18 protein-coding genes and 8 tRNA genes are annotated in these 17,299 nt (G+C 56.9%); 6 read left to right on the top strand and 20 right to left on the bottom strand.

The features are described 5' to 3' along the window. Window positions 1-6: 6 nt before the first annotated feature. The 4 genes from CBW65_RS14625 to CBW65_RS14610 all read right to left on the bottom strand — a co-directional run bounded on the left by CBW65_RS14625 (window position 7) and on the right by CBW65_RS14610 (window position 1,724). Window positions 7-699: a CoA transferase subunit A gene (locus CBW65_RS14625; protein WP_087459252.1), complete on the bottom strand. Its 693-nt coding sequence runs from the start codon at window positions 697-699 to the stop codon at window positions 7-9. Between the two features lie 175 nt (window positions 700-874). After that, window positions 875-1,123 carry a spore germination protein GerPC gene (gene gerPC, locus CBW65_RS14620; protein ID WP_087457458.1) on the bottom strand — a complete coding sequence of 83 codons (249 nt, stop codon included), beginning with the start codon at window positions 1,121-1,123 and terminating at the stop codon, window positions 875-877. A 117-nt stretch (window positions 1,124-1,240) separates the two neighbouring features. Beyond that, window positions 1,241-1,474, bottom strand: coding sequence for a hypothetical protein (locus tag CBW65_RS14615; RefSeq protein WP_087457457.1), 234 nt, complete (start codon window positions 1,472-1,474; stop codon window positions 1,241-1,243). A gap of 4 nt (window positions 1,475-1,478) precedes the next feature. Continuing rightward, complete coding sequence (locus CBW65_RS14610; protein ID WP_087457456.1) at window positions 1,479-1,724, bottom strand: spore germination protein; 246 nt, start codon at window positions 1,722-1,724, stop codon at window positions 1,479-1,481. Window positions 1,725-1,855: 131 nt separating this feature from the next. Between CBW65_RS14610 and CBW65_RS14605 the strand changes: the two genes are divergently transcribed. Continuing rightward, a complete protein-coding gene (locus tag CBW65_RS14605) occupies window positions 1,856-2,386 on the top strand; it encodes an Hsp20/alpha crystallin family protein (RefSeq protein WP_157721955.1) in 531 nt (176 codons plus the stop codon). 51 nt (window positions 2,387-2,437) lie between these two features. Here CBW65_RS14605 and CBW65_RS14600 read toward each other — a convergent pair whose 3' ends face one another. The 13 genes from CBW65_RS14600 to CBW65_RS14540 all read right to left on the bottom strand — a co-directional run bounded on the left by CBW65_RS14600 (window position 2,438) and on the right by CBW65_RS14540 (window position 7,207). Then, a complete protein-coding gene (locus CBW65_RS14600) occupies window positions 2,438-2,662 on the bottom strand; it encodes a spore germination protein (protein ID WP_087457454.1) in 225 nt (74 codons plus the stop codon). A gap of 119 nt (window positions 2,663-2,781) precedes the next feature. After that, window positions 2,782-2,858 (bottom strand) — tRNA-Ile (locus CBW65_RS14595). An 11-nt stretch (window positions 2,859-2,869) separates the two neighbouring features. Beyond that, window positions 2,870-2,945 (bottom strand) — tRNA-Phe (locus CBW65_RS14590). 30 nt (window positions 2,946-2,975) lie between these two features. Next, a tRNA-Glu gene (locus tag CBW65_RS14585) sits at window positions 2,976-3,052 on the bottom strand. A 7-nt stretch (window positions 3,053-3,059) separates the two neighbouring features. After that, window positions 3,060-3,135: transfer RNA gene (locus tag CBW65_RS14580), tRNA-Thr, on the bottom strand. A gap of 5 nt (window positions 3,136-3,140) precedes the next feature. After that, window positions 3,141-3,216: transfer RNA gene (locus tag CBW65_RS14575), tRNA-Ala, on the bottom strand. Window positions 3,217-3,224: 8 nt separating this feature from the next. Then, window positions 3,225-3,308: transfer RNA gene (locus tag CBW65_RS14570), tRNA-Leu, on the bottom strand. Between the two features lie 19 nt (window positions 3,309-3,327). Beyond that, window positions 3,328-3,402: transfer RNA gene (locus CBW65_RS14565), tRNA-Gly, on the bottom strand. 151 nt (window positions 3,403-3,553) lie between these two features. Then, window positions 3,554-3,629, bottom strand: a tRNA-Lys gene (locus CBW65_RS14560). Between the two features lie 126 nt (window positions 3,630-3,755). Then, the gene (locus CBW65_RS14555) at window positions 3,756-4,574 is read right to left on the bottom strand and encodes an aminotransferase class IV (RefSeq protein WP_087457453.1); all 819 of its coding nucleotides are present in this window, start codon (window positions 4,572-4,574) and stop codon (window positions 3,756-3,758) included. Next, window positions 4,559-5,146: an aminodeoxychorismate/anthranilate synthase component II gene (gene pabA / locus CBW65_RS14550; RefSeq protein WP_087457452.1), complete on the bottom strand. Its 588-nt coding sequence runs from the start codon at window positions 5,144-5,146 to the stop codon at window positions 4,559-4,561. Before pabA ends, CBW65_RS14555 begins: the two co-directional genes overlap by 16 nt. Next, window positions 5,143-6,594 (bottom strand): anthranilate synthase component I family protein, encoded by a 1,452-nt coding sequence (locus tag CBW65_RS14545; RefSeq protein WP_087459251.1) that lies wholly within the window; start codon window positions 6,592-6,594, stop codon window positions 5,143-5,145. Before CBW65_RS14545 ends, pabA begins: the two co-directional genes overlap by 4 nt. Window positions 6,595-6,697: 103 nt before the next feature. Beyond that, window positions 6,698-7,207 (bottom strand): DUF3231 family protein, encoded by a 510-nt coding sequence (locus tag CBW65_RS14540; protein ID WP_087457451.1) that lies wholly within the window; start codon window positions 7,205-7,207, stop codon window positions 6,698-6,700. A 123-nt stretch (window positions 7,208-7,330) separates the two neighbouring features. On the opposite strand from CBW65_RS14540, the gene CBW65_RS14535 reads away from it, so the two are divergent. Beyond that, window positions 7,331-8,713 (top strand): RsmF rRNA methyltransferase first C-terminal domain-containing protein, encoded by a 1,383-nt coding sequence (locus CBW65_RS14535; RefSeq protein WP_269767938.1) that lies wholly within the window; start codon window positions 7,331-7,333, stop codon window positions 8,711-8,713. A gap of 87 nt (window positions 8,714-8,800) precedes the next feature. On the opposite strand, the gene CBW65_RS14530 is transcribed toward CBW65_RS14535, so the two are convergent. Next, window positions 8,801-9,304 carry a hypothetical protein gene (locus CBW65_RS14530; RefSeq protein WP_087457450.1) on the bottom strand — a complete coding sequence of 168 codons (504 nt, stop codon included), beginning with the start codon at window positions 9,302-9,304 and terminating at the stop codon, window positions 8,801-8,803. A gap of 195 nt (window positions 9,305-9,499) precedes the next feature. Continuing rightward, window positions 9,500-12,007: a U32 family peptidase gene (locus CBW65_RS14525; protein ID WP_087457449.1), complete on the bottom strand. Its 2,508-nt coding sequence runs from the start codon at window positions 12,005-12,007 to the stop codon at window positions 9,500-9,502. A gap of 372 nt (window positions 12,008-12,379) precedes the next feature. Here CBW65_RS14525 and serS point away from each other — a divergent pair, with 372 nt between their 5' ends. Further along, complete coding sequence (gene serS, locus CBW65_RS14520; protein ID WP_087457448.1) at window positions 12,380-13,657, top strand: serine--tRNA ligase; 1,278 nt, start codon at window positions 12,380-12,382, stop codon at window positions 13,655-13,657. A 73-nt stretch (window positions 13,658-13,730) separates the two neighbouring features. Beyond that, window positions 13,731-14,375 (top strand): DUF421 domain-containing protein, encoded by a 645-nt coding sequence (locus tag CBW65_RS14515; RefSeq protein WP_087457447.1) that lies wholly within the window; start codon window positions 13,731-13,733, stop codon window positions 14,373-14,375. Window positions 14,376-14,443: 68 nt separating this feature from the next. On the opposite strand, the gene CBW65_RS14510 is transcribed toward CBW65_RS14515, so the two are convergent. Continuing rightward, window positions 14,444-15,286 (bottom strand): GDSL-type esterase/lipase family protein, encoded by an 843-nt coding sequence (locus tag CBW65_RS14510; protein WP_087457446.1) that lies wholly within the window; start codon window positions 15,284-15,286, stop codon window positions 14,444-14,446. 94 nt (window positions 15,287-15,380) lie between these two features. Here CBW65_RS14510 and CBW65_RS14505 point away from each other — a divergent pair, with 94 nt between their 5' ends. Together CBW65_RS14505 and CBW65_RS14500 are read left to right on the top strand one after the other, a co-directional pair. Next, window positions 15,381-16,307, top strand: coding sequence for an ABC transporter ATP-binding protein (locus tag CBW65_RS14505; RefSeq protein WP_087457445.1), 927 nt, complete (start codon window positions 15,381-15,383; stop codon window positions 16,305-16,307). Beyond that, a complete protein-coding gene (locus tag CBW65_RS14500) occupies window positions 16,300-17,292 on the top strand; it encodes an ABC transporter permease (protein ID WP_087457444.1) in 993 nt (330 codons plus the stop codon). Before CBW65_RS14505 ends, CBW65_RS14500 begins: the two co-directional genes overlap by 8 nt. The last annotated feature ends 7 nt before the right edge of the window (window positions 17,293-17,299 follow it).

Here is a 17,299-nt window from a genome sequence, read left to right as displayed (position 1 = left end):
TTGTGATTACCCTTGACGAGTGGTGCGGCGTTCGATGCGCTTCTCGTGCTTGCCAAGAACAACGCGCTGAACATAGACGCTCGGGGTATGGATGTGATCCGGGTCCAGTTCGCCGACTTCGACGATCTCTTCAACTTCCGCGATGGTGATCTTGCCTGCTGCCGCCATCATCGGGTTGAAGTTCTGCGTGGATTTGCGATAGACGAGGTTGCCCATCTTGTCCGCTTTCCACGCTTTGACGATTGCAAAATCCGCCTTCAGCGGGTACTCGAGGATGTATTCCTTACCGTCGATCACGCGGGTCTCTTTGCCCTCGGCGATCGGCGTGCCAACGCCCGCCGGGGTGAAGAACGCGCCGATGCCTGCGCCGCCTGCACGGCAGCGCTCAGCAAGCGTGCCCTGCGGCACCAGTTCCACTTCCAGCTCGCCGGAGAGGAATTGACGCTCGAACTCTTTGTTTTCGCCGACGTAGGAAGCGACCATCTTCTTGATCTGCTTGTTTTGCAGCATCAGGCCGAGGCCCCATTCGTCAACGCCGCAGTTGTTGGAGATGACGGTCAGGTCCTTTACGCCCTTGTCACGCAGGGCAAGGATCAGGTTCTCCGGAATGCCGCACAGACCGAAACCGCCCGCCATGATCGTGGCGCCGTCTTGAATATCTGCAATGGCTTCTTGTACGCTGTCATAGACCTTGTTAATCACGGTTGTTACCTCCTTTATGTAACTGCCTGACTTGACACAAGTCAAGCGGTGCTCGTGTAAATCAGCATCATGCTATTCTTCGATAACGAATTCGTAACTTCCTTCCACAAGTTGCCCAATTCTTGCGGTCATACTCACAAAAAAACTGCCAACCTGAACCTGTCGACAGTTCTCAATCACTCTGCTTTTGCAAATCCATTTGAATCTGCTCCATTTCTTCTTCCGGCAAAGGTGCGGTGATGCCCAGGTTCATCGTGCCTTTCATTTCTTGGATGTGCAGCGAGTGGACGTGATAGACGATCTTTTTTACTTTTAATGGACGCTTGCTCGCGTTCAGCTGCTGCCGCAATTCAGCATTTTCTGCTTCCAGCCTGCGAATTCTGGCGTCGAGCTGCTGCAGGGCTTGCCATACGTCCCACATGGTTGCGATCACCTTCTTCGCCTGTTTGATGAGCAGTGAGTATCCAGTTTTTCCCGATGTTCAGTGCGGCGTTGTCCATGGAACTGATCCGGATATTTTTCAGATCGAAATAGACTTTCATCTGCGGTTCCCTGGCACGTTCAGATGAATTTTTCGAATCGGGAAGTCGATCACGTCACGGTCATCGATGCCGGTCCGCTCTGCTTCGGTGTAATTGAGATCGCCTTTGATCTGGCCAATGCCTTGGTTGGAATGCTGCCGGCCGCGGACGACATTTTGCACGCTGGGTCCGATCGACAGGAATCCTTTATCAATCGTTGTCACTTTCAGTTCTGTCACATTGATCTGCATCTTGTCACCTCAATAAGGAAGGAAGTTGTGTCACCGATGTATCACGAGTCGGCGCATCGATGAAGTCCGGGTCATCGACACGCGTTTTCAGGCGTTTTTGGACATTCTCGTCACCGTTCAGATTGCCGAAGCCCTGGTTGTATTTGGAATTGTTTTTCCAGTCATTCAGGAGGTTTTGCCCGACGTTCAGTGCGGATGCATTCTCCACATTGTTGACTTTGATACAGAATATGTTGATGGTAAAAGCCATCTCGCCCACCTCCTCTGCGACCTACACTCCAGCCTATGTGCGCCTTGAGGAGGTGGTGACAAACGCCCAAACGCACACCTGTATTTCTGTCCGCATAGGCTGACTGTGACCGCTTGAAGGGGGGAATCACCGTGAAAGACAATCGAAGTTGGTCCCGGTGGGAAAAACAAGCCCGTCAGTTCTTTGGGGATGACTTCTGGACGGATATTCTTTCTGTGATCCCCGACGCAGAGCAGCAACACCGCGGCAGTGAAGATCTCCGCAGCTATGAACGCGGTACGGGAACGGTCGAGCCGTCCGATCCAGGCTCCAGCAGGTCTGCACCTGCCTCAAAGCCGGCTGTCGATCTGTACGAAACGGAAAAGCAGATCCTTGTGCACATCGAACTGCCCGGTTTGAAAGACCTATCCTCGGTCGAAGTTTACACGCAGCATGGACATCTGATCGTCAAAGGCACGCTGGAGCGTCCCTACCCCGATCTGCGCCCGGTGCGGTCCGAACGCTTTATCGGCCCATTTTCCCTTTCCCTCCCCATCGACAAGCCCATTGTGGAGGCAAACATTCAGGCGCTGTACCGCAACGGGTTGTTGGAAATCCGGCTGCCGCGCCGACGCAAGAAGAACGGCGCCGTCCGACGGATCAACATTCAAAACGAACCATAAAAAAATCGTCGGCGCAGGATGCACACCGACGATTTTTTAGTGCTGATTTTTTTAGATGGCGCTGGCCCGGCTGACATTTTGATCGGTGAGATCTGTATCCATGATGTTGGTCGCTCCAGCCATTTGTGAGGACACATCACCGTTTGCTTCCCCGGAACCGTAGTTCTGTTTGCTGTAGCCGTTCCAATCCTGCACGAAGGAAGGGCCGATGTTAATGTATCCTTTGTCGATCACGTTGACTTTGAAGGCAAAGACGTTAATTCCGCCGATTGGCATCAACTGCTCCTCCTCTCTGTTAGTAGCAATGTATGCCAAAATAAAAAAGCGGTGTCAAGAGACACCGCTTTCGCGCATACTGAGTTTATAGGCTTGAACCCTTGTTTGCGTTTGTTGAATGGTGGGCCCAAGAAGATTCGAACTTCCGACCTCACGATTATCAGTCGTGCGCTCTAGCCAACTGAGCTATGGGCCCGCATCCAAAAGTGGTGGCTCGGGACGGAATCGAACCGCCGACACGAGGATTTTCAGTCCTCTGCTCTACCGACTGAGCTACCGAGCCATCTGTTGTTTTGTTGCGGGAGAAAGATAATGGTGACTCGTACGGGATTCGAACCCGTGAATGCCGCCTTGAAAGGGCGGTGAGTTAAGCCGCTTCTCCAACGAGCCAAGAAAATGGTGCCTTTTACCGGAATCGAACCGATGACCTCATCCTTACCATGGATGCGCTCTACCTACTGAGCTAAAAAGGCATAAATGGTGGAGATAAGCGGATTCGAACCGCTGACCCCCTGCTTGCAAGGCAGGTGCTCTACCAACTGAGCTATACCCCCGAAAAATATGGTGCGGTCGAGAAGACTCGAACTTCCACGGGTTGCCCCACACGCCCCTCAAGCGTGCGTGTCTGCCATTCCACCACGACCGCATATTTTGTTGAAAAAAAATGGAGCGGAAGACGGGATTCGAACCCGCGACCCTCGCCTTGGCAAGGCGATGCTCTACCCCTGAGCCACTTCCGCATACAGGATGTATGCGTCCCGCGTTGCGACAGGACGTCGCGCACTTAGCGGGGCTACCTTCCAGCGTTGCGACAGGACGTCACGTACAGGATGTACCGTGTCCAGCGTTGCGACAGGACGTCGCGCTTTTAGCTGGGCTACCTTTGAAAAATGGTGAGCCATGAAGGACTTGAACCTTCGACCCACTGATTAAAAGTCAGTTGCTCTACCAACTGAGCTAATGGCTCACGTACAGGATGTACCGTGTCCCGCGTTGCGACAGGACGTCGCGTTCTTAGCGGGGCTGCCGCTGCAAGAAGCTCGCGGCGACAGGTATTAATATATCATGGTGATTGGTAGTTTGCAAGAGGGTTTTAGCAAGTATTTTTCTTCCAGTTTTCGATGAGTTTTTGGGTGATTGGACCGGGCTGGCCGGAGCCGATCGGGACTCCTTCAATCGATGTCGCGGGGAGGATTCCGACGACGGAAGAGGTGGTGAAAGCTTCAGTGGCGCAGGCGATTTCATCTAACGTAAAACGCTTCTCGATTACAGGAAGCTGCTGCATCACCCACTCACGCGTAATACCTGGCAGGCAGCCGGTGTCGAGCGACGGCGTCCAGATCTCTCCGTCCACGACGAAGAAGAGGTTGCTGACCGCACCTTCTGCAATGTAGTCGTCATGGGTGAGCTGAATCCCCTCGGCTGCTCCACGCTGCTCCAACTCCCGATAGGCGAGCAGGCTGTTCAAATAGTTCAGCGTCTTCGCACGCACCGGCGTTTCCGGGGTGCTGCGGACCGTCTCCAACACGATCAGATTCCGCCCCGTCACCGGCGGCAGGAGAAGCTCTTTTACATAGATCACCACCGTCGGCGTCGAACATGTCTTCCCACTGGGGCCGAGCGCCCCTTCCCCGCGCGACACGGTCAGGCGGACATACGCCTCTTCCAACTCGTTCGCCCGCACCGTATCGACAATCGCCTGCTCCAACTCCGCATCGCTCCACGGAATCGGGATTCCCAGCCAATCCGCCGACTCGCGCAGGCGGCGGGCGTGCTCCGGCCAGAACATCGGAGCGCCGCCTGCGGTGCGCATCGTTTCAAACAGCCCCGCTCCATACAGGAAGCCATGGTCAAATACGGACACGCTCGCTTCCCCCGCCGGGACGATGCGTCCGTTTAGATAGACGAGCATACCAGCCCCTGCCTTTCCAGGAAGTTGCTCAGCATCTTTTTGCCATGCTCCGTCAAAATCGCTTCCGGGTGGAACTGCACGCCTTCCACCGCCAGCTCCTTGTGGCGGATCGCCATGATCTCGCCCGTCTCCGTCCACGCCGAGATATCAAAACACTCCGGCAATGTCTCGCGCTCAACGATCAGCGAATGGTAGCGGCAGACGTTCAAGGGCGACGGCAAATCCTGAAAAATCGACTTCCCGTCATGCTCGATCCGCGACGTTTTGCCATGCATCAGCTGCTCGGCGCGGATCACCGTGCCGCCAAACGCCTGCGCGATCGACTGATGTCCAAGGCAGACGCCCAAGAGAGGGATTTTGCCGGCGAACGTGCGGATCACTTCCAAGGACACGCCCGCTTCATTCGGCGAGCACGGACCCGGGGAGATGACGATCACGCGGGGATTGAGCTCGGCGATCTCCTCGACCGTCACCCCGTCGTTGCGGCGCACGACCAGCTCATGCCCCATCTCGCCAAGGTACTGCACGAGGTTGTACACAAAAGAATCGTAGTTGTCGATCATCAAAATCATGCCTGCTCTCCCCCTTTCTGCGCGGCCTGCTCCGCTTTTTCAATCGCGACCCACAAGGCTTTTGCTTTGCGCAGCGACTCGTAGTATTCCCGCTCCGGCACCGAATCGATCACGATACCTGCGCCCGCCTGCACATAACCTTTGCCGTCCTGCACCTGCAAGGTGCGGATGACGATGTTCAGCTCCATATCGCCGTCAAAATCGATCCAGCCGATCGACCCGGTGTAGATCCCGCGCCGCGTCGGTTCCAGCTCTTCGATGATCTCCATCGTGCGGATCTTCGGCGCACCGGTGATCGTGCCGCCCGGGAATGTGGCGCGGATGACATCGTACGCGTCTTTGCCCGCTCCGAGCTGCCCGCGCACGTTGGAGACGATATGAAAAACGTGCGAATACTCCTCGATCACCATCAGCTCATTCACTTCCACCGAACCATAGCGGCAGACGCGCCCGAGGTCGTTGCGTTCCAAGTCGACGAGCATGATGTGCTCGGCGATCTCTTTTTCGTTGCTGCGCAGCTCTTCGACCGCCAAGCGATCCTGCTCCGCATCACCAGTGCGCGGACGGGTGCCTGCGATCGGACGGGTGTTGCATTCGCCTTGCAGGACGTTGACCAGCAGTTCCGGCGAAGACGACACGATCTGCAGTTCCGGAAAATGCAGATAGCCCGCATACGGCGAAGGGTTGATCTGGCGCAGATGTTTGTAAATCTCATACGGCGCAGCGCCCAGCGTCCGGCCTTGGCGGACAGACAGGTTCACTTGAAAGACATCGCCTTGGCGGATGTACTCCTGCACTTGCTCAACCGCATTTTCAAACGCTTCCTGCGAAAACGAATAGCTCCAGTCCTCCTGCACAGAAAGCGCCGGAAACACAGGCGTTTGCGCTTCGCCGTGGAACAGCTTTTGCTCCATCTCCTGCAGCCCTGCTTCCGCCTGCGCCAGCCCGTCCTCCACGAGCAGATCGGCGTGCGCGATCAAATGCACGAGCCCCTGCTGATGGTCGATCACGCACAGCTTGTCCACGAAAACAAAATAGAGATCGGGCGTCCCGAGGTCATCCCGGCTCCGCTCCGGCAACCGTTCGATATAGCGGGCGGTGTCATAGGAAAGAAACCCGACTGCCCCGCCGCGCAGCTTCGGAAATCCTTCCAAACGCGGCGCTCGAAACGCCGCCATTTTTTCGCGCAAGATCTCCAGCGGGTCGCCTTCGCGCTCTTCGCGCTGCTCCCCATGCGTAAACACCACCCGGCCGTTCTTGGCGGTCAGTGTGGCAAACGGCTTACTGCCGACAAATGAGCATTCGCCCATCTTGCCCGACTCCAGCAAAAAGTGGTGCGGGCCATCCCAGCCCAAACGCTCGTAAATCTCTGAGGGGTCGAGCGTCACCCCGTTATATGTACGTTTGACAGGCAGCAGGCGGTATCCCTCTACCCGGTACGTTTGCATCTGTTCTCTGTTCAAGCTTCTGATCCCCCTGATCGCGTGAGGCGTGACTTTCTACGCGAATTGTATTATAGGTTTCCCTCCGTTGCAATGAAAAAAGACCCCGTTATTCGGGGTCTTTGGAGAGATGCAGCGGCGGCGGGACCAGCCAGCCTTTTTCTTTTTGCATCCGCAGCAGGTGCAGACCGTACGCTGCGGCTTTGACATGGAACTTGCCAAACATCGCGCCGATGTCTTCGCGGATCGACTGCGCCATGATTTTGCTGCACATCACGAGGCCCGCTCCGGTGTCCACCGAAAGCGCCATCGCGATCTCCGGGTCGGTGAAACGCGCGCCCGGCGGGATGCTTTCCAAGTCGGCGGCCGGTTTTTCCGCAGGTGCCGGCGGAAGCGCCACACCGTTCAGCTTCAGCACTTCACCAACTTGCGCTACTTCATCTTTGCATTCGTTGATCTTGTCGGCGATCAAGTTGCGCAGGTCGCCGTCGCCGGCATGGTTCAGGTAGGCCTGGTAGCAGGCGATTTTCGACTGGTTGCCCGATACGAACGTCCAGAGCGAATACACTTCTCCATAATGCAGCGGTTCGTGCTGCGGATTGCCGCTTAAGATGCCCATGCTTGACCCCTCCTTTTTCACATACCTTTAGTAAAGTGCCTAAGGAGATGGGAAGCTATGCGTGCTTGTCCGCACATGGTAAGATAAGTTTCGGAAAACCTAGTGGGCAGGGAGATGATGTCCTTGGCAGAAGAGCGGACTTTTTATCCGGAAGCTTTTTTGACACGCATGCAGGAACTGTTGGGAGATGAATACGCGGCGTTTCGCGAAACGCTGGATCGTCCTTCCGTGCAGGGCCTGCGCGTCAATACGTTAAAAACCAGCGCGGAGCAACTGCTCCAACTCGCGCCGTTTCATCTGGAGCCGGTGCCGTGGGTGCCGGGCGGATTTTATTTTCAAGCGCCGGAGCGGCCGGGGAAACACCCCTACCATGCGGCCGGCGTTTACTATATTCAAGAGCCGTCGGCGATGTCGGTCGCCGAGGCGCTGCAGCCGGAGCGCGGTGACCGCGTGCTCGATCTGTGCGCGGCACCTGGCGGAAAATCGACGCACCTTGCCGCCTTGCTGCAAGGAACAGGGCTGCTCGTGACCAATGAGCCGCATCCGCAGCGGGCGAAGATTCTTTCCGAAAATATCGAACGGTTTGGCGTGCGCAACGCCCTCGTCACCAATGAGATGCCCGACCGGCTGGCGGAGCGCTTCCCGGCCTTTTTTGACAAAATTTTAGTCGATGCGCCGTGCTCGGGAGAAGGGATGTTTCGCAAAGACCCGGACGCTTGCGGAGAATGGAGTCCGGGGCATGTCACCGCCTGTGCGGTACGGCAGCTGGATATCTTGGATTCGGCGGCGAAAATGCTGCGCGCGGGCGGGACGCTGGTGTATTCGACCTGCACGTTTGCGCCTGATGAAAACGAAGGGCTGATCGAAGCGTTTTTGCAGAAGTACGAGGAGTTCGAAGTGCTGGAGATCCACACGTTTGACCACTTTGCGCCGGGCCGTCCGGAGTGGGCGGCAGCAGGCCGAGCTGAGCTTGAGAAAACGGCTCGCCTCTGGCCGCATCGGCTGCGCGGGGAAGGCCATTATGTCGCCCATCTGCGCAAGACGGACGGCGAACCTGCGCCGCGCCGCAAAGAGGTCAAACCGGTGAAGATTCCGCCCGAAGCGCTGAAAAGCCACCGGCAGTTTGCGGAAGAAGCGCTGACGACAACGCCTGAGGGCGAATTCCTGCTCTTTGGGGACAACCTCTACCTGGTGCCAAGCGGCTTGCCCGACCTGAAAGGTTTGAAAGTGGTGCGTCCGGGCTGGCATCTGGGGACGCTGAAGAAAAACCGTTTTGAGCCAAGCCATGCCCTCGCCTTGGGCCTGCATCCTGACGAGATTCGCCACACGGTGCCGCTGACGGCAGACAGCCCGGCCACCTTGCAGTATCTGCGCGGCGAAACGGTTACTGCGGACAGCGCGAAAGGCTGGGTCGTGCTGACGGTGGACGGTTTTCCGCTCGGCTGGGGGAAACAGTCGGGCGGCGTGGTGAAAAATCATTATCCCAAAGGCCTGCGCTGGCCGTAAGCTTTCGCATAGCAAAAGACCACGTTCCGCTGCGGAACGTGGTCTTTTTTTAGTCTTATGCTCTTCTATATTCACTTCTGACTTGGGCTACAGCGTCACGAGAAACTCGCCGCCCCGATGATCGGACGGCAGCGGTTCGATGCGCACCAGAATGGAGAATTTTCGGGCCATGCCGCGAAGGATTCCCAGGTTGAAGCTGCGGGGATACGGGATGTTACAAATGATGTGCAATTGGTTGGGTTCAAGCTGGATGCATTGATAGACCATCGTGCTGCTGACTCCCCGGTGGTTTAAGAGACAGATCTCGTTCAGCGAATGCATCGCCTGCTGGAAGGTATCGACGCCGTCTATATAATTCGCCCGAAGCGCGACGTGCTTGCCGATTTCACAGATGATCTCTTTGCCGACCGTCCGCTTCAGTTCGTCTAACGTTTCCAACACCGCTTGCAGCGGGTACCAACCGTGTTCATCAATCTCTGCAATCCCCTTCTCGCGCAAGATCGTCTTCGCCCGGTTCATAAATACTCCGCAGCCGTCGACGACCGTCTGCACGATCAATCCGTTCGCTTCAGCGTTCTCGTTGATGTGCATCGGCCACCCCCCTTTAGAAAAGAAAGAAAGTAATAGTGCCAATACCCGTATTTTATCACGATAAAGCGGTGAGTCAATCCAATGTGCTATAGGTTAACCATATCTAAAGTTCGTCTCGCAATTGTGGAGCCAATTCGGGCAACAAAAAAGAAGCTGATCGAAAGATCAGCTTCTTTTGCCTGAGATGGCTTTGGTTTAGCCGCGGGTCACACCGGTCTTGGTCAGCTGGCCGCGGGTGACGCCAAGCTGGTTGGTGGCGTTCAAGGTGCGCCAGACGTGGGTGCCGGTCACTTCGCCCTGCAGGGCTTGGCGATACAGCTTCAACACTTCCTGCACGCGCCCGCCGTCCTCTTCGAGGAACTCGACGCGGAAGGTGTTGACGCCGTATTCGAGGAACTCGCTAAGGAACTCGGCGCCAGACTGGTCGACCGCGTTGTAGACGGTGTTGCGGCAGCCGGTGTCGACGCGAACCGGGTGTTCAAAATCAACGCGGTCGCGCAGCGAGACGCGGTGCTTTTCGCAAACTTGTCCACAGTTGGTATAGTCGGTGCCTTCCGACAAGAACGTCGCATACACGCAGTGCTCGGTGTGGAACATCGGCATGTGCTGATGGATGACCACTTCCATCTTGCTGGCGTCCGACTGGGAGAGCAGGTCGACCATCTGCTCGGTGTTCAGGTCATAGGACGCGGTGATGCGCTTCATGCCGCGCTCCAGGAACAGGTTGGCCGACTTGTGGTTGGCGATGTTCAGCGCGAAATCGCCGATCAGCTCGATGCCTTCCGGGCGCTCCTGCTCGTAGAAGTACGCCGCACCTGTGTTGCGGATCAAGATCCCGTCCGGCTGTGCCTTGATGATGTTGAGCAGGATGCCGCGCTCGCCCGGCATCAGGATGCGCGGGGTGGCGAGGGCGATTTTCTTGCCTGCCTGGCGCGCCGATTCTACCGCTTTCGGATAATCGCGAACAAATTCAAAGTCGGCGTAGATATAATCCACATCGGTCTTCCCGGCCGCTTCGATCTGCTCCAAAGAACGGCACAGCGCGATCAGGCTCGCTTCGGCCCCGTTGGCCGGTTCGGCGGTCACGGTGTCATCGTAGACGTCGAGGTCGCGCTTTTGGTACTGGCGGCGCGCGATGCGCAAGGCCAGCAGCTGCTCAGCCGCTTCGCGGCGCATGCGGTTCAACTCCGACATCGGCACGATGATGTCGCCGGAGATGTCGAGCGACAGTTCGCCGAGATGGTAAACGGTGCCGCCGAGACGTCCCAATTGATCGCGGAGGACTTCTTCGTTCAGCGGGCGCTTCATCGCCGCTTCGGCCGGTTTTTCCGAAGAGATGGTGACCGTTTTGTCCGTATTGACGTCCGTCCAGATCGTCACCAACGGCTGGCCGAGGCTGCCGTGCACGGAGACGTTGACCGGGAATGTGCGGTACGGCTTTTCCGTTTCGAACGTCTTGCGCAGGCGGCGGTCCAGCTCCGGGTCGGAGGTGCGCCATACTTTGTCGCCGACGTTAATGCGGTTCAGGTTGACGTCGTTGCGGCCCATGACGATCTCGTACATGCCCGCGTCAACTCCGCCTTCGATCTTCTGCCCTTTGATCCGCAGGTCGTACACGCGTCCGCCCTCTTCGTCCTGGGTCGGGTCGCCGGCGTCAAACACGATGCCGTCGCCGCGCTTGAGCGGCGCTTGCAGGTCGACGAGGATCGCGTCGCGGTAGATCTTTTTCACGTTGCCGAGGAACACGCCGCGCTTTTTCGGGAACGTGCCGTCGACGAGTTGCTGGTGGTTGGTGCCGGACAGGAAGCCGTGCGTGAAACCGCGCGAGAAGCTCTGTTCCAGCTCCGCGATGTCGATGATGTTTGGGTCGTAGTCTTCGCCGGCAAAATACGCGTCGATCGCACGGCGGTATTTAGCGGTGACGTTGGCGACGTATTCGGCAGCTTTCAGACGGCCTTCGATCTTAAAGGACGTCACGCCAGCTTCGATCAGCTCCGGCACCAGTTCCAGCGCCGCGAGGTCTTTTGGCGACAGGACGTAAGCGATGTTGCCCATGTCTTTGTGCTCGTTGTCGACGATCATGTCATACGGCAGACGGCAGGCCTGCGCACACTCGCCGCGGTTGGCGGAGCGGCCGCCCCACATCTCCGAGGTCAGGCACTGACCGGAGTAGGAGACGCACAGTGCGCCATGCACAAACACTTCCAGTTCGCTGCCCGTTTCGGAAGCGATCTTTTGGATGTGTTTCAGCGAGTTCTCCCGGCCGAGGACGACGCGCTCCATGTCATACGGCTTCGTAAACTCCACCGCTTCCGAGGAGGTGATCGTCATCTGTGTCGACCCGTGGATCGGGAAATCGGGCGAGATATCGCGGATCATTTTCACCAGGCCGAGGTCTTGCACGATCACCGCGTCCACCCCGGCGTCGATGCAGGCATCGATCAGCTCTTTGGCATCTTCCAGCTCGTTTTCGAAAACGAGGATGTTGAAGGTCAAGAAGCCCTTCACGCCGTACATATGTAAGAACTCCATAATGTCCGGCAGCTCTTCCATCAGGAAGTTGTTCGCCCGGGCGCGGGCGTTAAACTTTTCGACGCCAAAATAGACGGCGTTCGCACCGTTGGCCACGGCTGCACGCATCGCTTCCCAGTTGCCTGCAGGCGCGAGCAGCTCGATGTTTTCACGTCTCAAGTCTTTTTTCATCTATAGTCACCTTCCGTTTCACCTGTTTCAGTCTAACTTGTCTATTGTACATGTTTTCCCGAAATGGTGAAAGAATTGCTAAAGAATTGCTGGGAAAAAGAATACCCGTTGTCATTTCGCAGCATCTTATCTTATAATAAGACAAATCTACAGAGCGGATCATGCCGGTGAAGAGCATCCAACTCGGAGGCGTCTGTGAGGAACAGACCGGGTACTGCCCGTTACAGCAGTGCTAAAGAGGGCCAGAATTTCTTATGTTCAGGAGTTTGGCCAAATTGGGTGGCACCGCGAGAGAAGCGCTCCTCGTCCCAACGGGATAAGGGCGCTTTTTGTGTTTTTCGGGAAAAAATTAACAGTGAGGAGTGCATGAACATGTTGGACATTCGTTACATTCGCGAGAATCCGGAAGTGGTGCAGAGGGTCGCGAAGCAAAAAGGCATCGAGGTGTCGATCGACGATCTGCTGTCGTTTGACGCGGAACGCCGCCGCATCCTGCAAGACCTGGAGCAGTACCGCATGCAGCGCAACCAAATGTCGCAGATGATGCCGCAGTTGGCGAAACAAGGCAAGAAAGAAGAGATGGAGCAGACCAAGGAGCAGGTGCGCCGCATCAACGCCGACATCACCTTGCTCGAGACCTCGCTGAATGATGTGGAAGCGAACCTGCGCGACCTGATGCTGCGCGTGCCGAACATCATCTCGCCGGACACGCCGATCGGCGAATCGGATGCGGACAACGTGGAAGTGCGTCGCGTGGGCGATGTGCCGGTGTTTGACTTCGAGCCGCTCGATCATGTGGCGCTTGGGGAAAAATTTGACCTGTTCGACATCCCGCGCGGGGTGAAGGTGGCAGGCACGCGCAACTACTATTTGAAAGGCATCGGGGCGTATCTGCATCGTGCGGTGCAGTCGCTGGCGATCGACCTGCTGACCGACCGCGGCTTTACGGTTGTCGATGTGCCGGTCATGCTGCGCGAAGAGATGTTTACGAACACCGGTTTCTTCCCGCTTGGCCTCGACCAGACCTATGCGCTGGAGGACAACAAGTACCTCGTCGGCACGTCGGAAGTGCCGCTCGTCTCCTACTACAGCGGCGAGACGGTCGATGTGGAAGAGCCGATCCGCTTCGCCGGCGTCTCGAACTGCTTCCGCAGCGAAGCGGGTTCGGCGGGCCGCGATGTGCGCGGGCTGTACCGCGTGCACCAGTTTGCGAAAGTCGAGCAGGTTGTGCTCTGCAAAAATGACCCGGAGCTGTCGGAGCAAATTTTGCAAGCGATCACGAAAAATGCGGAAGACCTGCTGCAAGCGTTGGAACTGCCGTACCGCGTGGTCAGCGTCTGCACCGGCGACATCGGGCAAGGCGTCTACAAAAAGTACGACATCGAGACGTGGATGCCGAGCCGCGAGAGCTACGGGGAAACGCAGTCGGCGTCGAACCTGCACGAGTTCCAGGCGCGCCGCTCGAACATCCGCTTCCGTGATGAAAACGGGCAGCTGCAGTTCTGCCACACGCTGAACAACACGGCGGTGGCGACGCCGCGCATCCTGATCCCGCTGCTCGAAAACCACCAGCGCAAGGATGGCACGATCTACATCCCGCAGGCGCTGCGCAAGTACATGAACGGCGTGGAAGAGATCAAACCGAAATAGTAGCAAACCAAGACCGCCGGGAAATGATCCGGCGGTCTTTTGCTCATCCTATGGCGTAAGGAGGCGATCCCTCATGCCGGAATGGATGGGCATTGTGATCCGCTCGGTCGCCGCGATTTTGTACCTGCTGTTTTTGACGCGAATTCTCGGCAAGCGCCAGTTGTCGCAGATGACCTTTTTCGAATACATCGTCGGCATCACCGTCGGCTCGATCACGGCGGAGATCACGTCGGCGCCAACTGAGTCGTTTTGGGACGGGATCTTGGCGCTGTCGATCGTCATGCTGTTGCCCCTGGTGTTCGAATTTCTCGCGATGAAAAGCAAATGGGTGCGCAACATCATCGAAGGCAACGCAACCGTGCTGATTGAACATGGCAAGGTCTTGGACAAAAACCTGCGCAAAGAACGGCTCAACTCGGAAGAACTGCTCGAAACGTTGCGCATGAAAGACGTGTTTCGCGTCGCCGACGTGGAATTTGCCCTGCTCGAACCCAGCGGCCAGATCAGTGTGCTGCTCAAAGAGAAGACGCTGGGCAGACAAATGCCGCAGACGGTCATCCTCGACGGCGTGGTCATCGACCGCCATCTGGAGAAGCTGGGTGTGGATCGGAAGTGGCTGGACGGCAAGCTGCAGGAGAAAGGGATTGCGCAGTCCTCCGTCTTCCTCGCGCAAGTGGACGGGAATATGGAATTGTATGTGGATCAGTACGGGAAATAAAGAAAGACCTTCTCTCGAAGTAAGAGAAGGTCTTTTTGTTGTTTGAGATGTTTCGCATGCAATGCCGCTTATTCCAGAAACTCTTTCGGCAAGCCGTTAAAAATCCGCTCCGCCATCTTCGCATACCCGTCGTTGTTCGGGTGGAAGTGGTCGTAGGACAGCATCGTGCTGTTGTTCCATTGGAACAGGTCGAACATCGGCACGACTTTCACTTGCGGGAAAGTCTGCGCGACTTTGCGCAAGTTGTCGTTCCAGTCGAGCAGCATTTGATCCGACTTGCCTCCATCTTCAAAGAGGCCTTCGAACGGGTTATACAAGCCTAAAACGATGACCGGCGCATCGGCATTGCTTTTGCGAATCAGGGTCAGCACGTCTTGGACGTTTTTCGTGTATTGCTTCTGAGTGTCACGGATGACCTTTTCATCAATGCCGGTGGCACCGATCAGTTTATCCACTCCGCCGATGGAGTGTGTGATGTCATTGCCTCCGATGGAGAGCATGATCAGTTCTGCATCTTTAAAGTATTGCTGCACGCCCGGATTCTGCACCGACTTGACGAGTTCGTTCGACTCGAGGCCGCTGATGCCGAGGTTTTGGACATTGACTTTCTGTCCGCCCGCCTCAAGGCGTGTTTTCAAGTTGCCGACATAACCTTTGCCCGACGTGTCGCCGATGCCTTTGGTCAGCGAATCGCCGATCGCGACGATCAGGTACGGCTCTTCTGCCTTTTTATCGACAGCTACAGCAGGCTGTGCCTCTTGCTTGGCTGGCGTGGACGGATTGGTCTGCAACGTGGATGCTGCTTCGCCCGGCTCCGAGAGCGCGAGATAGAATCCGGCACTGAGGACCGCTGCACTGGCCAGTGCCAACGTGACGACGCTGCCCCATAAAAAAGAACGTTTTTTCTTCATATTCGTGTACGGCACCTCCCTTACTTTAGTGTATCATAGGAGCTAGAGATCGTGCATCTTTTCACAACTTTTCACAAGCTGGGAGGTTCAACGCTTGAACGATAGAAAACGTCCCGTCGCATTGTCTGTCCGCAAGCTGCAAAAGACGATCCGCGGCCGCAAGATCGTCCAGGACATCACGTTTGATGTTTTTGAAGGGGAAGTGTTTGGCTTCCTCGGCCCGAACGGCGCAGGCAAAACGACCACGATCCGCATGATCGTAGGTCTGATCAAGCCGACCGCAGGCGAAGTCCTGATCGGCGGCCATGATGTGCAGAAAAATTTCCTCGCGGCGATGCGCTGTGTCGGCTGCATCGTCGAGAATCCTGAATTGTATAAGTACATGACCGGCTGGCAGAACCTCGAACATTTTGCCCGCATGCTCGACTTGCCCGATGAGCGCATCGAAGAAGTGGTCAAGCAGGTCCGGATGGACGGGCGGATTCATGACAAAGTCAAAACGTATTCGCTGGGCATGCGTCAACGCCTCGGCATCGCCCAGGCGCTGCTCGCCAACCCGAAGCTCCTGATCTTGGACGAGCCGACCAACGGGCTCGACCCGGCGGGGATTCGCGAATTGCGCGAGTTCATCCGCCGTCTGGCGCGGGAAGAAGGCCTCGCTGTCTTTGTCTCGTCCCACATGCTGGCTGAAGTCCAGATGATGTGCGACCGGGTGGCCATTTTGTCGCACGGCCAGATCTTGAAAGTCGCGACTGTGGACGAGATCGTACACACCGGCATCAACCGCGTGGAGTGGACGGTCGATCAGCGCGAACTTGCCTTCGGTCTGATCGCAGAGGAAGCGGGCGCACAGGTCGAACTGCTCGGCGATAACAAAATTGTGGCGGTGCTTTCCGCCGACCAGACCGCGCTGGTCAACCAAAAGCTGATCTCCGCCGGCATCAAGCTGTACGGCGTGCAAGTGCAGGGGCAGCTCGAAGAGCTGTTCATGGAGATCACAGGAGGTGATTCGATTGCGTAACCTCTATCAACTGACGCGCAACGAGACGTTGAAAGTGCTGCGCAAGAAACGCTTTCTCGTCGTGATGCTGATTCTCGCCGTGCTGATCCCGCTCTTTGCGTACGGACAATACCATGACCAGCAGAAGATCAAGGCGCAGACCGGCGTGACCGACTGGCGCGCCGAGCTTGGCAAAGAGATCACCGAGACGGAGCGCCGCTTGGCAAACCCGACGCTCGACGAGGCGCGGCGCACGCAATTGACCTTGCGGATCGAACAGAACAAATATTATCTGGATCGCGACATCAACCCGTCCGAACCTGGCGCGACGACGTTTGCGCGGATTTTCATGCAGTTTGGCATTTCCTTGTTCCTGCCTCTGCTCGTCATCGTTGTGGCGACCGACATCGTGTCATCTGAGCATCAGGACGGGACGATCAAGCTGCTGCTGACCCGGCCGGTCAAGCGCTGGAGGATCTTGATGAGCAAGTATCTGACGCTCCTGATCTTCACCACGCTGACGGTGCTGGCGATGGGCGTGCTGTCCTATCTGATCTCCGGGATCTTCTTCGGCTACAAAGGCTGGGATGCGCCGATGCTGACCGGCTTCAGCATCGTCAACGGCACGCTGGATGCGGAAAACGTGCGGGTGATCCCGCATTGGCACCTGCTCCTGATGAACTACGGCCTCGGCTGGATCGCGGCGATCGCTGTGGCGAGCTTGTCCTTTATGGTCTCGGTGCTGGTGCGCGGCACGGCGACCGGCATGGGCGTGATGCTTGCCGTGCTGATCGGCGGCAGCATCATGGTGGAGCTGGCGACCGATTTCCCGCTGACGAAATACGTGTTCACCACACACCTCAACCTCGCCGGCTACATCAACGGCGCACCGCCCGCTGTCGACGGCTTGACGCTCGGCTACTCGCTGGTCGTGCTGGCGATCTGGACGGCCGCTTCGCTGGCTGTGTCGTTCGCTTCGTTTACCAAGCGGGACGTGTTGGCGTAACAAACGA

Source organism: Tumebacillus avium, assembly GCF_002162355.1.
Classification (GTDB): Bacteria; Bacillota; Bacilli; order Tumebacillales; family Tumebacillaceae; genus Tumebacillus_A; species Tumebacillus_A avium.
Note: the sequence above shows the minus strand (reverse complement) of the source record. Positions and strands in the feature narration are given on the sequence as shown.

Bases quoted from the DNA above. Each gene is read 5' to 3' on its own strand.
- gerPC (WP_087457458.1), bottom strand. From the start codon at position 1,123: ATGTGGGACGTATGGCAAGCCCTGCAGCAGCTCGACGCCAGAATTCGC.
- CBW65_RS14615 (WP_087457457.1), bottom strand. From the start codon at position 1,474: ATGCAGATCAATGTGACAGAACTGAAAGTGACAACGATTGATAAAGGA.
- CBW65_RS14610 (WP_087457456.1), bottom strand. From the start codon at position 1,724: ATGGCTTTTACCATCAACATATTCTGTATCAAAGTCAACAATGTGGAG.
- CBW65_RS14600 (WP_087457454.1), bottom strand. From the start codon at position 2,662: ATGCCAATCGGCGGAATTAACGTCTTTGCCTTCAAAGTCAACGTGATC.
- CBW65_RS14555 (WP_087457453.1), bottom strand. From the start codon at position 4,574: ATGCTCGTCTATCTAAACGGACGCATCGTCCCGGCGGGGGAAGCGAGC.
- pabA (WP_087457452.1), bottom strand. From the start codon at position 5,146: ATGATTTTGATGATCGACAACTACGATTCTTTTGTGTACAACCTCGTG.
- CBW65_RS14545 (WP_087459251.1), bottom strand. From the start codon at position 6,594: ATGCAAACGTACCGGGTAGAGGGATACCGCCTGCTGCCTGTCAAACGT.
- CBW65_RS14540 (WP_087457451.1), bottom strand. From the start codon at position 7,207: ATGGGCATCTTAAGCGGCAATCCGCAGCACGAACCGCTGCATTATGGA.
- CBW65_RS14530 (WP_087457450.1), bottom strand. From the start codon at position 9,304: ATGCACATCAACGAGAACGCTGAAGCGAACGGATTGATCGTGCAGACG.
- CBW65_RS14525 (WP_087457449.1), bottom strand. From the start codon at position 12,007: ATGAAAAAAGACTTGAGACGTGAAAACATCGAGCTGCTCGCGCCTGCA.
- serS (WP_087457448.1), top strand. From the start codon at position 12,380: ATGTTGGACATTCGTTACATTCGCGAGAATCCGGAAGTGGTGCAGAGG.
- CBW65_RS14515 (WP_087457447.1), top strand. From the start codon at position 13,731: ATGCCGGAATGGATGGGCATTGTGATCCGCTCGGTCGCCGCGATTTTG.
- CBW65_RS14510 (WP_087457446.1), bottom strand. From the start codon at position 15,286: ATGAAGAAAAAACGTTCTTTTTTATGGGGCAGCGTCGTCACGTTGGCA.